This window comes from Chromobacterium haemolyticum DSM 19808 (assembly GCF_000711885.1).
Classification (GTDB): domain Bacteria; phylum Pseudomonadota; class Gammaproteobacteria; order Burkholderiales; family Chromobacteriaceae; genus Chromobacterium; species Chromobacterium haemolyticum.
This window is the reverse complement of the sequence record NZ_JONK01000041.1, coordinates 1-14,073: the sequence shown is the minus strand read 5'-3', so window position 1 is coordinate 14,073 and position 14,073 is coordinate 1. Positions and strand designations below refer to the sequence as shown.

The window sequence follows — 14,073 nt, the reverse complement described above, 5'->3', positions numbered from 1 at the left end:
TTAGCGCCCCCGCTCTTTCCTGTGGATATCTCAAGAGAACCAAGAATAAGCGACGAATGCGACGCATCCCAGGTCCCTTCAGGCCTGCCGTCGGATGGCTGTCCCGAGGTCTTAAGCGGCGCCCTGTTCGGGCTGTCCCGGCAATCAAAATCATCATCCGCGTAGCGGATACAAAACGAGTCGGCGCACGCAAAAAAAGCGGGGCAGCCCAAAGCGGCCCCGCTTGATTTCTGAGTGCTAGAGCGCCAGGCCATGCTCCAATGCCTTATCGCCGATGCGAGGCGGCATTGAAGCGCTGCTTACTGGCCGTGTTTCTCCTCGCCTAGTTTATCCAGGTAGCGCAGGATGCGGCCGCTGTCTTGTTCCAGCTTCTGCATCCGGTTGACGATTTCCTGCTCGTCCAGCGGGCCTTCCTGATCAAACACCGCCAGCGCGGCGCCGATGTGCTGGCTGGCCTGCTGCTCGGTGGCTGCCAGCTCGCTCCAGGAACGGGTTTTGCCAAAGGACTGCTGGCCTTGCTGCTGCAGCCAGCTTTGCAGTTCGCTGCTCTGCTCCATCGGCTTGGCCTCCTCTATCGAGTGGTAGGCGGTCTGTTTGAAGATCACATGCCCCACTTTTTGCAGGCTGAGCTGGGATTTGTCGTGCACGCGGCTCACCTGGGCCATCACTTGCTGCGATTGCTCCACCTGACTGCTGAAGCGCTGACGGAAGGTTTCAACCGAGTCTTTGACCTGGCTGGCCACATTGCCGGCGGCACTGGCCTGGGTCTGCATATTGCCAATGCGCAGCGACAAGTTTTCAAGCACGTCCTGCACATTGTTGGCGGTGCTCTTGCTGCGCTCGGCCAGCTTGCGCACCTCGTCGGCCACCACGGCGAAGCCGCGGCCGGTTTCGCCGGCGCGGGCGGCTTCGATGGCGGCATTCAGCGCCAGCAGGTTGGTTTGGTCTGCGATGGCGGAGATGTCGGCCAGCGAGGTTTCTATGCCCTGCCATTCCTGGGCCAGCGCGGTGCTGGCGGTGTCCATGCTGCTGACGCTGTCGGCGATGGTATCCAGGTGGCCGGACAACTGTTGGGCGGTTTCCAGGCTGACGCGCGCGCCGTCCGCGGTGTCTTGAGTGATTGCGGCCACGTCGGCCATGGCCTGGCTGATGTCTTCCAGATCGCTCTGGTTGCTGGCCAGGTCCTTGCGCAGGTGCGGGTTGTTGAGCGCGGCCAGCTGCGAGGAGAGACGGTTGCGGCGGATGTAGCCGTCGTTGTCGGCCATGGTCTGGATGGCGCGGTTGACGCTGCCCAGCGAGCTGGCCAGGATGCCCGGCAGGCCTTGGCTCAGCGGGCGGCGGCTGTAGTCGCCGGCGCTGATGGCCTTGAAGCAGGTGTTGATTTCCTTGAAATAGGTTTCGATCAGGTCGAGGAAGTCGTTGAGCTGCCAGGCCAGCTTGCCCACTTCGCCCAGATTGCGGGTGCCGGTGGCGCGGTGGTGCAGTTCGCCGGAGCTGGCGTAGCCCAGTTGCTCGTGCAGGGTGTTGAGCAGGCCGAAGATGCGGCCGCTGTGGCGCCATAACAGCAGGGATAGGGCGATGGAGGCGGCCAGCAGCAAGGCGTCCACGACGTGGCCGACGATTTCCGGGAATAAATAGCCGTCCAGCAGCGAGAAGGCGACCAGTAAATTGAAGCCTATGATGCACCAGCCCAGTTGGGTGCGCAGGAAGGGCGGCTTGTGTTGGAGCTGGCTCATGCGGCGACTCCCGGCGCTTGCAGCACCTGGGCGTTGAGGGAAAGGATGAAGTCCTGGTAGCTGACGCCTTTGTCCGCCAACACTTGCTGCAGCCAGGCCACGGAGGCATCCGGCGCGGTGGCTTTGTTGTGACTGGCTTCTATCTGGCGCATCTGGGCGTAGACCGGCTCTATGGCGGCGATGGCTTCCTGGCTGGGCGGACGGCGCACGGAGTAATAGCCTTGCAGCTGGCCGCGCAGGTCGTAGTCCGGGGTCACGTTGGCCAGTACCCAGTAGTAGTCGCCGTTTTTGCTGTGGTTTTTCACCACGGCGAAGAATTCCTGGCCTTGTTGCAGGGTTTTCCACATCAGGCGGTAGGCGCCGCGCGGCATGTCGGGGTGGCGGATCAGGTTGTGCGGCTTGCCCAGCAGCTCGTGCTCGGCGTAGCCGGCGATGCGCATGAACACGCGGTTGGCGTAAGTGATGTGGCCGGTGGGGTCGGTCTTGGTGATGATCAGTTCATGAGGGGCGAGCCGGATTTCCTTGCTGGCCGTGCCGGCGGCGGGGTGCGTCATGGTCTGTTTCTCTCTTATTTGTCGATTGCCTAACCTCAAATGTTCATTTTCGGCCACTGGCCCAGTAGGGGCAAGCGTTTATTTATTTGTACTGCCCATGCTTGACAGGAGTCTGCTTAAATTACTTCTTAATAATTCAGTTCTTACGAAAACAAAAAAGGACGCCTGTGGCGTCCTTGCATGCGTGGGCCGGGGCGGGCCTCAGAGCCTGCTAAAAGCTTCGCGAGACAAGGCGAAAACGGCTGAGAAAGCGGAATGGTCAAGTGGCACATGAGCATTTCGAAGCCGTTTTCAACGCCCTTGTCTAACAGCCCCGTCGGCGCGCAGCAGATCGTAAACAGGTTCTCAGAGTTTGACGATCTGGCGGACCTGAGACACGCAAGCGCGGGCGTCTTCTATCAGCTTGGCGAATTCCGGACTGTTGATCTCCGCGTGGCTGAGCCAGCGCACCTTATTGCTGATCCGGTACTGGACGCGGATGCCGGCCGGGGTTTGCTGTTGCTTGGCGTTTACTTCGTACCAGGGGGAATTCACCTTGCATTCAAAAGCGGGCTGGATGGCTTTGGCGCCCTTGAGCAGCACATCGGATTGCATGGCGCTGGCGTCGCCCAGGTAAACGTCCGCCAGGTTGCCGTTGCGCTTGTAGTTGTCGAAGCTGTCCCACACGCTTTTGAAGTGGGAGTCGTAGAGAAACAGGCCGGAAATCTTCTCCAGCATGCGCGGGTCGCGCACGCTCATGCGCAGCGGGTAGACCGACGGCACCATGAAGGAGGTTTTGTCGCGCTGGACCTTGCAGTCTTCCGGCTGATTGCTCAACCGGTTGCACAGGCTTTGGTCGGTGGCGCTGACGCCTTGGTAGCGGTCTTGCAGAATGGTGTCAATCAGAGCGGAGTTGGCCAGTTCGATGTCGGCGCTGACATTGGCGCTGCCGTCGGCTTGCAGCGCGTTTTCGCGCTTGATGTTCAGATCGGTGCGCGCCGGCTCCATCGGTACCTGGGTTTGGCTCACCACGCCGTCCTTGCCGATGATGAAGGCCCAGCGGTCTTGCAGGTCCGACATGATGCGGCCGGGCTGGAAGAAGGGGTTGGTGGGGTCCAGCCACCAGGTCTGGCCGGCGATGTTGGCGCGGACGATCATGTGGTTGGGCGCGCCGACGCCGGGCAGGAGCAGCGGCGGGGCGAACTTGCCGCGGTAGATCAGCACTGGTTCCGCGGCGATGCCGGCGCGGCGCAGCATGGCGGTCAGCAGAGTGGAAAGGTCTTTGCAGTCGCCATAGCCGTGTTTTTCAATTTCAGCCAGCGTGAACGGCACCAGGCCGCGTTCCGCCAGCCGGGTGTCGTTGAGGTAGCGGTAGTTGCGGTTGATATGCTGCATGAAGGCGGCCGTCTGCTCCGCGGCCGGCTTGCCCTGATTGGCGGCCACCACGGTGGCGGCGGCCGGCGGCAGCGGCGCGGCCAGGATTTCGTTGTAGCGGCGGGCATGGGCGCCGAAGTGGTCTTGCGGCTGGTCCGAGGTGGCGATCACCAGTTGCGGCCATTCGCGCAGCGCGCTGTTGTTCCACTCGTTGATGTAGTTGAGGTAGCGCGGCCGGCGCAGCGATACCTTGACGCGCTTGCGGTCCGCGCTGGCGTCCACCGCGTAATCGTCCAGCATCATGCCGCGCCAGATCAGCGGGCGAGTGGACTGGAGGTCGAAGCTGAAGCTGTCTTCGCGGGCTTTTTGCGGGCCCAGGTCCAATTGGTAGCGCAACTGGCGCACCAAGGGCTGTGCCACGCTGTGGGTTTTGATGCGGTAGGACACGGTGCTGCCCACCGATAGTTCCGGGAAGGCCATCCAGGTTTGCATGTCGCGGCTGACGCCTGCGTCCGGATTGGGCGCGGCACGGGTTTCAATCTGGGATTTGCCCAGTTTGATCACTTTGCCGTTGGGCTGGATCACTTCGGCCCGTTCCACTTGCATGCGGTCTTCGGCCGGGTAGGTGAAGTCGATGCGGGACAGTTGTTCGCGGCCGGAGGGGTGCAGGATGGTGAATTGCTTGCTGGTGACGCAGTCCAGGCTGTTGTCTTTGTTGTGTTGGCAGCTGACGGCGGTTTTGACCGCCAGCGGCGCTTCGCTGACCGGTTGCAGCGCGGCGGCGCTGAAGCTGCTGTAGAGGCCGGCGGCCAGCCCGAGAGTGAGTGTACGCATATTGGAATCGAAAAGTGTGATCTTGCTGTGATGATTATACGGCGCGAGGGCGGTGAAAACGCGCATCCGGCGTCCGCGCCGCCGGATGGGGTCAAGCGTTCCATGTTCGCATATTAGCGCTTGCGAATGTGTGTGCTTTTTGTGTCGCTGTCGAGCCTGCCCATGATCCCGCGAATACGAGCGGGACAAGACGGGGGATGGTCAACGGGCGTTCACGGCGAGGCCCACATCCGCAGCAGGTTATGGTAGTTCGCGGTCAGCGCCACCAGGGCTTCGTTATCGCCCAACTGCAGGCGCAAGCTGGAGATCGCCGCGTCCATGTCGAACAGCAGCCGGCGCTTGCCGTCGTCGCTGATCATGCTTTGCACCCAGAAGAACGAGGCCAGCCGCGCGCCGGCGGTGACCGGTTCCACCCGGTGCAAGCTGGTGGACGGGTAGAGCACCATGTCGCCGGCGTCCAGCTTGACGCTGTGGCTGCCATAGGTGTCCTCGATCACCAGCTCGCCGCCTTCGTATTCGTCCGGGCGGCTGAAGAAAAGGGTGCAGGACACGTCGGTGCGCACCCAGCCGCCGTCGAAAGGGTGGCGGCGCACGGCGTTGTCCACATGGTTGCCAAAATCCATGCCGGCTTGGTAGCAGTTGAACAGCGGCGGGAAGATTTTGGCCGGCAGCGCGGCGGAGAAAAACAGGCCGTTGCGTTGCAAGGCGCCTTCCACCATGGCCTGCAATTGTTGGGCTTCCGGCAGCAGCTGCGGCAGTTGCAGATTGCGTTTGACTTGAGCGGATTGCTTGCCGGCGGTGATGCGGCCGTCGGCCCAGTCGGCGCGGGCCAGCAGCTCGCGGCCCAGCGCCAGTTCTTCGGCGCTCAGCACCGCGGGGATGTGCAATAACATGGTGTCTCCGTATAAGGCCAAGCCCCCGGCGAACCGGGGGCCGGAACTGGCTTGGAACGTGTTTACGATCTGCGGCGCATCGGTAGGGACATTGTGCGATGAGCGCCGGCATTCGAAATGCTTCTGCCCCATTCGGGCATTCCGCTTTCTAGGCCGGTTTCGCCTTGTCTTGCCCTTGCTTGCGAGATCATGAACAGGTGCTTAGTACTTGAAGCTGACTGTCAGTTGCGCTTCGCGCGGAGTACCCAGCGTGGCGTGGGCCGGGTAGCCGCCGTCGAAGTAAATCTTGTTGGCCAGGTTGTTTACATTCAGCTGCACCTTGTACTTGCGGGTCTCGTAAGCCAGCATCGCGTTGGCCACGGTGTAGGCCGGCAGGTAGTTGGTGTTGGCTTCATGCGCGTAACGCTTGCCCACATGGGTCAGGCCGAAACCGCCGATCACTTCTTCCGTGAACTTGTAGGTGGTCCACAGGTTGGCGGTGACCTTGGGCGTGTAGCGCGGCATATTGCCTTCGGTGCCGGCGGCGCCCAGGGCCGGCGGCGCGGCCTTGTCGATGCGGGACTTCATCAGGGTGAGGCCGGCGAAGACGTCCCAACGCTCGGTCAGCCGCCCGGCGCCTTCCACTTCCACGCCATCGGTATGGCGTTTGCCGGACAGCAGCACGGTATTGGGGTCGTTGGCATCCGTATTTCGTTCGTTGGTCTTCTCGATGCGGAACAGCGCCGCGCGCAGGCTGGCGTCGCCGTCGAACAGATCCCACTTGGCGCCCAGTTCAATGTTGCGGTTCTTTTCCGGGTCCACTTTGGCGGTGGCCTTGTCCAGCGCGTAGGCTTCTCCCGACGGGTTGAACGAGGTGCCGTAGCTCAGATAGTAGGACTGGGCGGTGCTGGGCTGCCAGATCAGGCCGCTGCGCCAGCTCCACACATTGTCGGTGCGGCTGACGTCGTAGCTGCGGCTGGGGTCCTGGTTGACGGATCCGTCGCGGTTGCCGGCGCGGATTTTGTAGTCGCCGCTGAAACGGTCGAAACGGGCGCCCACCACGGCCTTCCACTGCGGGGTCAGCTCCAGCGTGTCCATCGCGTACAGGCCGATATTGCTGGCGTCGAACTGGGTGTTGCTGCTGCGGTAGCGGCTGAGGTCGACGGGTACGCCAGGGTCCGGCGCGCCCACGGTGGTGCTGGGCGGAGTGTTGAGCAGAGCGTAGCGGCTGGTGTCGGATTTCTCTTTGCTCAGCTCCAGGCCGGTCAGCAAGGTGTGGCGCACGCTGCCGGTTTCGAACTTGCTGATCAGATCGGTCTGGTTGTTCCACGACCAGTCGGTGCCGTCGCGCATGGGTTTGCTGCGGTTGATGCGGGAGCTGTCCAGGACCGGGTTGCTGGGGGTGATGCCCGGGATGCGCGGCGCGGTGGGCGACACATCGCGCCAGAAGCGGTTGAAACGCAATTGGTTGCTCAGCACCAGGTCGTCGCTGAAGCGGTGAGTGAGCTTGGCGGTGAGGATGTCGGTTTGCGTCTTTTCAAAGTCGCTGTTCAGGCCGTAGAAGCGGTCGCGCGGCACGTCGATGGGCTGCCGGGTGTTGGCGTTGAACGGAATGCCGTAGTCCGGAACGTTGTCTTCCTTCTGATGGAAGTAGGACAGCACCAAGGTGGTGGGCTCGCCCAGGCCGAAGGCCAGCGAGGGAGCGATGCCGAAGCGTCGGTTTTTCGCCGGGCCGCGGTCGCTGCCGTCGTCGGTGGCCATCAGGTTGACGCGCATTGCGGCGGTGTCGCTGAAAGCCTGGTTGATGTCGAAGGTGGAACGGGTGAAGCGATTGCTGCCGACGCCAATTTCACCCGCCACCAGGGAGCCGGCGAACGGAGTTTTGCTGGCTTGGTTGACCACGCCGCCGGTGGAGCCGCGGCCAAACAGCATGGAGCTGGCGCCTTTCAACACTTCCACTTTTTCCAGGTTGAAGGTGTCGCGGTTGTACTGGCCGATGTCGCGCATGCCGTCCAGATAGGTGTCGGTGAAGGCGGAGAAGCCGCGGATCACGACTTGGTCGCCGGTGCGGCCACCTTCGCCGGCGGCGAAAGTGATGCCGGGCACATTGCGCAGTGCGTCCTTCAAGTTGGAAACGGCCTGGTCTTCCAGCAATTGCTTGCTGACCACCGTGACCGATTGCGGGATGTCCTTCAGCTTCTGGTTCAGCTTGCCGATGGCGCTGGACTCGGTCTTCAGGCTGCCGCGTACCGGCGTTTCGCCTTCCACGCGGACGGTTTCCAGCTTGGTGGGGGCGTCTGCGGCCAGAGCCAGACCGGGGGAGAGGGCGGCGGCGAGCATGCCGGCGCCGATTTTCGCCGGCAGCTTGCGCGCGACGATGCCGCTGCCGCGGCTTGGGGTGGGTCGATGTTCCATCAGGGTTCTCATTTCGTGTCGTCGTTATAATCGCCGGCCGGCTGAGGCCGGCTCTGCTTTGCCTTACTGCGCGCCTCTCCGGCCTTGTCCGGGCAAAGAGCGGACAAAGACCCTCCCTGGTCTGCGCGGCGGCAGTCCATGGAATAGAAGAAGAGGAATGAGGTACCGGCGCGAAATAGCGGCTGGATAAGCGGCTGCGCGCTGGCGGGTACGGGACGCGGATCTCGCGTCTACTGTGGCTCAGGGGCCGGCAGAGTCCTCACGCAAACCAATGGCGTAGGCTTGCGTGACGGCTCTGCGGCGAGCGGCCGGCAGGCGCCGGCCATGCTCGCACGGCTGTCGTTAAGGCGCTTCGGTGGCGAAGCCTATCTTGCTGATGCCCCCTTGCTGGGCGCTGGCCAGGGTTTTGGCCACGGTTTCATAGCGCACGCTCTTGTCTGCGAACAAGTGCAGCTCCACTTGCGGGTTGTCGCGGGCGGCGGCGGCGAAACGCGCGTCCAGCTCGCCTTCCGGCACTTTGACGTCGTTCCAGAACACCGCGCCGGCGGCGTCTATGGCCAGGCGGATTTCCTTGGGCTGGCTCTGCTGCGCGGCGGCGCTGGCCTGCGGCAGATCCAGCTTGACGGTATTGGTCAGCAACGGGGTGGTGATGATGAACACCACCAGCAGCACCAGCATCACATCCACCAGCGGGGTGGTGTTGATGTCGGCCATCGGGGCGGAAGCGCCCTTGTCGAAACTACCGAACGCCATCGATCTCTCCGGACTGAGTCAGCAGCTGGGCGTGCAGATCGTGGGCGAAGTAGTCCATGTCTTGCGCCATGATGCGCTGCATGCGGGTCAGGGCGTTGTAGGCCAGCACCGCGGGAATGGCGGCGGCCAGGCCGGCGGCGGTGGCCACCAGCGCTTCGCCGATCGGGCCGGCCACCGCGGCGATGGTGACTTGGCCGGCGGCGCCGATGTTCACCAGCGCGTGGTAAATGCCCCATACCGTGCCGAACAGGCCAATGAAGGGCGCGGTGGAGCCCACCGAGGCCAGCACGGTCATGCCGGTTTCCTGCTTGCCGTTTTCCTGGGCCAGGCCTTTGCGGATGGCGCGGGTCAGGAACTCGTCCAGATCGCAGCTCTGGCCCAGCGGCCGCTCAGCCTGGCTGCGGTAGTGGCGCAGCGCGGCCAGGCCCTGACGGGTGAGGTTGGCGAACGGCGCGCGCGAATCCTGCAACTGGGCTTCCGCCTGCTTCCAGTCCGGGGCGTCCCACAGCGCGGTTTCGGCCTGCTTGTTGGCGCGGCGGATATGCCAGGTGCTGACGCCGCGGACCAGGATCAGGTACCAGGTCAGCACAGACATCAGAACCAGGATCATGAACACCGTGACCAGCACGGCGTCCCCTTGATGGAATACAGTCATTAGATTCATGATTTTGCAGACTTCAAAGAAAATTCAACGGGAACGATAAAGGTGTAGGCGATGGCTTCATTGCCGCGCTTGGCCGGGGTGAAGGTCCACTTTTTCACCGCAGCCACGGCGGCGCGGTCCAGCCGCGGGAAGCCGCTGCTGTTGGACAGCGTCACCTCCAGCGGCTGGCCTTGGGCGGACACGTGCACCCGCAACTGCACGGTGCCGGTTTCGCCTTCCTCGATGGACAGCGCCGGGTAGGCCGGCTTGGGGTTGTTCAGATAGCCGCCTCGGTACATCGGCTCGGTGATCGAAGGTTTGGCGTCGGCGGACTGGCCGCGGGAACTGCCGCCCTCTGCGGAGCTGGCTGCCGGGCTGGGCTTGCTTTCCGCCGCCGGGGCGGCCGTGGGCACGCTGATGGCCTTGGCGCTGGGCGCGGCCGGAGTGGGCGTGGCCATCACCTTGGGTTTGACCGGAGTCGGTTTCGGTGTCGGAGTGGGCTTGACCTGCGGAGTCGGTTTTTTCTCAGGCTTGGGCTGCTGCTTGGGCGCAGCCGGCGCGGCGGCCTTGCTAGGCGCGGCCAGGCTGATCATTTCCATGCTGGCGACGCGGGGCAGCGTGATTGGCGCCTGCATCACCACTGCGCCGCCCATCAGCGCGAAGGCCAGGGCATGCAGGCCCACGGTGCTGGAGAGCGCCGAGTATTGAAGAATTCGCTGGTTCATGATGGTGATGATAATACAAACTATTCTCATTATCCAAGCTGGAAAACGCGTATACCTCAATGTCATTGACGTAAGTAAATAAATGACGGGAAAAGGGTTTTGCCAAGCGCCGCGTTAGCCGGCGCGTCGGAGCGTTCCAGTGCTTGCAATCCATGGTTTTGCCTGCATATCTTGCAGCATTGGCCACGGCGGAGTGCCGGTGGCGACATTATTGGAATACAAAACATGCAACAGTTCGACGGAACCACCATTGTGTCCATTCGCCGCGGCAATCGCGTGGCGCTGGGCGGGGATGGCCAGGTCACTCTGGGCAATATCGTGATCAAGGCCTCGGCGCGCAAAGTGCGCAAGCTGCATGGCGGCAAGGTGCTGGCGGGCTTTGCCGGCGGCACCGCCGACGCCTTCACGCTGATTGAGCGTTTTGAAGCCAAGCTGCAGAAGCATCAGGGAAACTTGCTGGTGTCGGCGGTGGAGCTGGCCAAGGATTGGCGCACAGACCGCATGCTGCGCCGGCTGGAGGCGATGCTGATCGTCGCCGACAAGAACAGCACTCTGATCATCACCGGCAACGGCGACGTGCTGGAGCCGGAACAGGGCATCGCCGCCATCGGTTCCGGCGGCGCCTACGCTCAGTCCGCCGCGCGCGCGCTGTTTGAAAACACCGATCTGGCGCCGGAAGTGGTGGTGAAGAAATCGCTGGAGATCGCCGGCGACATCTGCATCTACACCAACCACAACCATGTGATCGAGCTGTTGGACGAAGCCGAAGAGCCGGAAGGCAAAGCATCGGAAGCCAACTAAGCCGCATTCAAGAATCAAATCGCCGGGAGCGTCGCTTCCGGCTGGAGAACGTCATGACGCAAATGACCCCGCAGGAAATCGTCCACGAGCTGGACCAACACATCATCGGCCAGAACGCGGCCAAGCGCGCGGTGGCGGTGGCTCTGCGCAATCGCTGGCGCCGTCAGCAGGTGGCCGAGCCGCTGCGCAGCGAAATCACCCCCAAGAACATCTTGATGATAGGCCCCACCGGCGTGGGCAAGACCGAGATCGCCCGCCGTCTGGCTAAACTATCCGGCGCGCCCTTCATCAAGATAGAAGCCACCAAGTTCACCGAGGTGGGCTATGTCGGCCGCGATGTGGACACCATCATTCGCGATCTGGTGGAAGTGGCGATCAAAGAGACCCGCGACGCCGCCATCAAGCGCAACCGCCCGCGCGCGGAAGACGCGGCCGAAGACCGCATCCTGGACGTGCTGCTGCCGCGTCCGCGCCAGCAAGCCGGATTCTTCGGCGGCGAACCGGAAGCGGAAGCCAAGCCGGAAGACGGCGCCACCCGTCAGAAATTCCGCAAAATGCTGCGCGAAGGCTCATTGGACGATAAAGAGATCGAAATCGAAATCGCCGCGCCGGCAGCGCAAATGAACGTGATGGCCCCGCCGGGAATGGAGGATTTCGCCAGCCAGCTGCAAGGCATGTTCCAGGGCCTGGGTTCAGGCAAGAAGCAGGCGGCCAAGATGAAGGTGACGGAAGCGCGCAAGCAACTGATCGACGAGGAAGCCGCCAAACTGGTCAATGACGAGGAACTGCGCGCCGAGGCGCTGAAGAACGTCGAGCAGAACGGCATCGTGTTTCTGGACGAGATCGACAAGGTCACCAGCCGCAGTGAAGGCCAGGGCGGCGCCGACGTCTCGCGCGCCGGCGTGCAGCGCGACCTGCTGCCGCTGGTGGAAGGCACCACCGTGTCCACCAAGTACGGCATGGTCAAGACCGACCACATCCTGTTCATCGCCTCGGGCGCTTTCCAGCTGTCCAAGCCGTCGGACCTGATCCCGGAGCTGCAAGGCCGTCTGCCCATCCGCGTCGAGCTATCCTCGCTGACCGTGGACGACTTCAAGGCCATTCTCACCAGCACCAATGCCTGTCTGACTCGTCAGTACCAGGCGCTGATGGCGACCGAGGGCGTGGAGCTGGAGTTTGTCGATAGTGGCATCCAGCGCCTGGCCGAGATCGCCTGGCAGGTCAACGAGAAAACCGAGAACATCGGCGCGCGCCGCCTCTACACGGTGATGGAAAAGCTGCTGGAAGAAGTGGCCTTCGACGCCAAGGCCGGCCGTTGCGAGATTGACGCTGCCTATGTCGACAGCAAGCTGGAACAAGTGGCCGAGCGCGAAGACCTGGCGCGTTACGTGCTCTGATCCATTCCTTATATATAGAAACGCAAACGGCGGCCTTGGGTCGCCGTTCTCGCATCCGGGTTAGCGTGCCTCGCATGCCGGCTGGGCAGGAGGAGGCTCGGCTGCCAAATCGCGGAATGCTTCCGGATGGCGCCGCCAATACCAATCCTTCACCTCGTCGTGATCCAGCTCCAGGAACGCCTTCAAACCAGGCAATAGCAGCATGGGCGCCACGGTGGCCAAATGCAGCAGCGCGAAAATCAAGTACACCCGCTCCAGCGGCAGCACATGCAACAGCGCGCCGGCCAGCGCCGGCCCCAGCATCGATCCTATTTTCACCAGCATCACATTGATGGCGGAAAAGCGCGCGCGGTAATTCTCCGGCACCGCCAGCGTGCGGTGAGTTTGGCCTATCAGCTGGTTCAGCGCGAACATCAGCCCCATCACCGCGAAACAGGCCAGGATCACCCAAGGGTTGTCGCTGATCGCCACCACCAGCATCAATACGCCGCAGACCACCATGCCTATGGTGCGCGCCTGGTAGCGGCTGAAGCGGCGCAGCAAAACATGGGTGAACCAGAGCGAGCCCAGCAGCATGCCGGCGCTGATCGCCGCCTCGCAACCGCCCAGCCAGGCGGCGGACAAGCCCAGCGCATGCAGCTTGATCGGCAGCAGAGTCGTCACCAGTGGCATGAAGGCCACCAGAGTGACGAAGACCGCCAAGGTCCAATAGCGTTCTAGCGGAATGCGCCAGCGCGCGTACAGGCCGCTGCGGATATCCTCCAGCCAAGGCTGGCGCACGGCGTCCGCGGCGCGCGGCGGCACGCGCACATACAAGGAGGTCGCTGCGGCCACCACCAGCAGACAGGCGTAGGCCAGCAGAGTCAGGGTGGGGCTGGTCGCCGCCATCAAGCCGCCGCCCAGCACCGGGCCGATCAGATTGCCCGCCGACTGCGAGCTTTTCTGCAAGGACAGCGCGTCGCCCAGCCGGGCTGCCGGCACCATCTCGGCGGCGATGCTGAGCATGGACGGCAGCACGATGGACCAGGCCAGCATGGCCAGCGACTCCACCGCGATCACCCAGCCGATGCGATACCAGCCTAGTGCGGCCATCAAGGCCAGCAGCAGCGCGCTTAGCATCGCCAGCAACATGCCGCCGCCAATCAGGCGGTTCTTAGGCAGGCGATCGCCCAATGGCGCGGTCAGCGGCAGCGACAGCAGCATCACTAAAGCGGTGATTGAACCGAACCAGGCCATATCGCGCGCACCGCCGGACTGCACCACCCACCAACTGATGGCTACATAACCGGCACCCATCGCCAGCCCGCTCAACACATCACTCAGCATCAAGGCGTAAAACGGCGTGGGCAGTCCCTCTAATCTTTGACGCAAAGTTTGCTGCATGGACGTTTCCTGAGCGAAGGGATGCACTCAGCTTAACAATTAATGCCTAAGGCATAAAGTCTGCATCGAATAATTTGCCGGAAAGCGGGATTTTCAGAAAAAACCGAGAAAATCCGGCCGCTTTCGCAGCTTATCATCGGGAGACAACTAGCTGGAAAGCCTTGTTTTCTTGCTTGCCCAAAAGTTCTTGTAAAATTCTATCGGTATGATTCTTATTTAAATCATTGACTTATGTTTTGATATCTTAAAAACCCAATCTTTTTCCAAAATAGGTGTTGACGGAGCAGAGCCGGTAACGTATATTTCACCTCCTCAGCAGACAACGCAGCGACGGAAACGAAACGCAGCGGTCCGCACCGATCTTTAACAGAACGAATAACCGATAGGTGTAAGTGCTCGGTCGATGACCAAACACTTGCACTGCAAGACGAGAAATGTCTCGATGTTTCTTTGATCTTGCGTGCCAGAAAATTTGCTTGGAATTGAACTGAAGAGTTTGATCCTGGCTCAGATTGAACGCTGGCGGCATGCTTTACACATGCAAGTCGAACGGTAACAGGGTGCTTGCACCGCTGACGAGTGGCGAACGGGTGAGTAATGCATCGGA

The 14,073-nt window shown here is 62.2% G+C and carries 11 protein-coding genes and 1 rRNA gene; 3 read left to right on the top strand and 9 right to left on the bottom strand.

All coding sequences use genetic code 11. The features are described from left to right. Positions 1-299 precede the first annotated feature (299 nt). From BR71_RS25020 to BR71_RS18410, 8 genes are all read right to left on the bottom strand, one after another. Positions 300-1,736: a methyl-accepting chemotaxis protein gene (locus BR71_RS25020; protein WP_043641034.1), complete on the bottom strand. Its 1,437-nt coding sequence runs from the start codon at positions 1,734-1,736 to the stop codon at positions 300-302. Next, the gene (locus BR71_RS18440) at positions 1,733-2,290 is read right to left on the bottom strand and encodes a PAS domain-containing protein (RefSeq protein ID WP_043641032.1); all 558 of its coding nucleotides are present in this window, start codon (positions 2,288-2,290) and stop codon (positions 1,733-1,735) included. Before BR71_RS18440 ends, BR71_RS25020 begins: the two co-directional genes overlap by 4 nt. A 345-nt stretch (positions 2,291-2,635) precedes the next feature. Beyond that, positions 2,636-4,477 carry a DUF3857 domain-containing transglutaminase family protein gene (locus tag BR71_RS18435; protein ID WP_043641060.1) on the bottom strand — a complete coding sequence of 614 codons (1,842 nt, stop codon included), beginning with the start codon at positions 4,475-4,477 and terminating at the stop codon, positions 2,636-2,638. Positions 4,478-4,689: 212 nt separating this feature from the next. Continuing rightward, entirely contained in the window at positions 4,690-5,370 is a 681-nt protein-coding gene (locus BR71_RS18430; protein ID WP_043641030.1) for a Fe2+-dependent dioxygenase, read from the bottom strand. A gap of 201 nt (positions 5,371-5,571) precedes the next feature. After that, on the bottom strand, positions 5,572-7,764 hold the full coding sequence (locus tag BR71_RS18425; RefSeq protein ID WP_043641028.1) for a TonB-dependent receptor: 2,193 nt from the start codon (positions 7,762-7,764) through the stop codon (positions 5,572-5,574). Positions 7,765-8,106: 342 nt separating this feature from the next. Next, positions 8,107-8,517: an ExbD/TolR family protein gene (locus BR71_RS18420; RefSeq protein WP_019101956.1), complete on the bottom strand. Its 411-nt coding sequence runs from the start codon at positions 8,515-8,517 to the stop codon at positions 8,107-8,109. Next, positions 8,504-9,181 (bottom strand): MotA/TolQ/ExbB proton channel family protein, encoded by a 678-nt coding sequence (locus BR71_RS18415; RefSeq protein WP_043593313.1) that lies wholly within the window; start codon positions 9,179-9,181, stop codon positions 8,504-8,506. The genes BR71_RS18420 and BR71_RS18415 overlap by 14 nt, the downstream gene beginning before the upstream one ends. Next, positions 9,178-9,885: an energy transducer TonB gene (locus BR71_RS18410; protein WP_043641026.1), complete on the bottom strand. Its 708-nt coding sequence runs from the start codon at positions 9,883-9,885 to the stop codon at positions 9,178-9,180. The genes BR71_RS18415 and BR71_RS18410 overlap by 4 nt, the downstream gene beginning before the upstream one ends. 225 nt (positions 9,886-10,110) lie before the next feature. Between BR71_RS18410 and hslV the strand changes: the two genes are divergently transcribed. Next, positions 10,111-10,686 carry an ATP-dependent protease subunit HslV gene (gene hslV, locus BR71_RS18405; RefSeq protein WP_043593311.1) on the top strand — a complete coding sequence of 192 codons (576 nt, stop codon included), beginning with the start codon at positions 10,111-10,113 and terminating at the stop codon, positions 10,684-10,686. A gap of 53 nt (positions 10,687-10,739) precedes the next feature. Further along, complete coding sequence (gene hslU / locus BR71_RS18400) at positions 10,740-12,083, top strand: ATP-dependent protease ATPase subunit HslU (RefSeq protein WP_043641024.1); 1,344 nt, start codon at positions 10,740-10,742, stop codon at positions 12,081-12,083. Between the two features lie 60 nt (positions 12,084-12,143). On the opposite strand, the gene BR71_RS18395 is transcribed toward hslU, so the two are convergent. Further along, positions 12,144-13,466 carry an MFS transporter gene (locus tag BR71_RS18395; protein WP_043641021.1) on the bottom strand — a complete coding sequence of 441 codons (1,323 nt, stop codon included), beginning with the start codon at positions 13,464-13,466 and terminating at the stop codon, positions 12,144-12,146. Positions 13,467-13,950: 484 nt separating this feature from the next. On the opposite strand from BR71_RS18395, the gene BR71_RS18390 reads away from it, so the two are divergent. Further along, positions 13,951-14,073, top strand: a 16S ribosomal RNA gene (locus BR71_RS18390); the annotation flags it as partial.

What these genes read in the sequence shown, in the direction of transcription:
- BR71_RS25020 (WP_043641034.1), bottom strand. Translation starts at nt 1,736, where the DNA reads ATGAGCCAGCTCCAACACAAGCCGCCCTTCCTGCGCACCCAACTGGGC.
- BR71_RS18440 (WP_043641032.1), bottom strand. Translation starts at nt 2,290, where the DNA reads ATGACGCACCCCGCCGCCGGCACGGCCAGCAAGGAAATCCGGCTCGCC.
- BR71_RS18435 (WP_043641060.1), bottom strand. Translation starts at nt 4,477, where the DNA reads ATGCGTACACTCACTCTCGGGCTGGCCGCCGGCCTCTACAGCAGCTTC.
- BR71_RS18430 (WP_043641030.1), bottom strand. Translation starts at nt 5,370, where the DNA reads ATGTTATTGCACATCCCCGCGGTGCTGAGCGCCGAAGAACTGGCGCTG.
- BR71_RS18425 (WP_043641028.1), bottom strand. Translation starts at nt 7,764, where the DNA reads ATGGAACATCGACCCACCCCAAGCCGCGGCAGCGGCATCGTCGCGCGC.
- BR71_RS18420 (WP_019101956.1), bottom strand. Translation starts at nt 8,517, where the DNA reads ATGGCGTTCGGTAGTTTCGACAAGGGCGCTTCCGCCCCGATGGCCGAC.
- BR71_RS18415 (WP_043593313.1), bottom strand. Translation starts at nt 9,181, where the DNA reads ATGAATCTAATGACTGTATTCCATCAAGGGGACGCCGTGCTGGTCACG.
- BR71_RS18410 (WP_043641026.1), bottom strand. Translation starts at nt 9,885, where the DNA reads ATGAACCAGCGAATTCTTCAATACTCGGCGCTCTCCAGCACCGTGGGC.
- hslV (WP_043593311.1), top strand. Translation starts at nt 10,111, where the DNA reads ATGCAACAGTTCGACGGAACCACCATTGTGTCCATTCGCCGCGGCAAT.
- hslU (WP_043641024.1), top strand. Translation starts at nt 10,740, where the DNA reads ATGACGCAAATGACCCCGCAGGAAATCGTCCACGAGCTGGACCAACAC.
- BR71_RS18395 (WP_043641021.1), bottom strand. Translation starts at nt 13,466, where the DNA reads ATGCAGCAAACTTTGCGTCAAAGATTAGAGGGACTGCCCACGCCGTTT.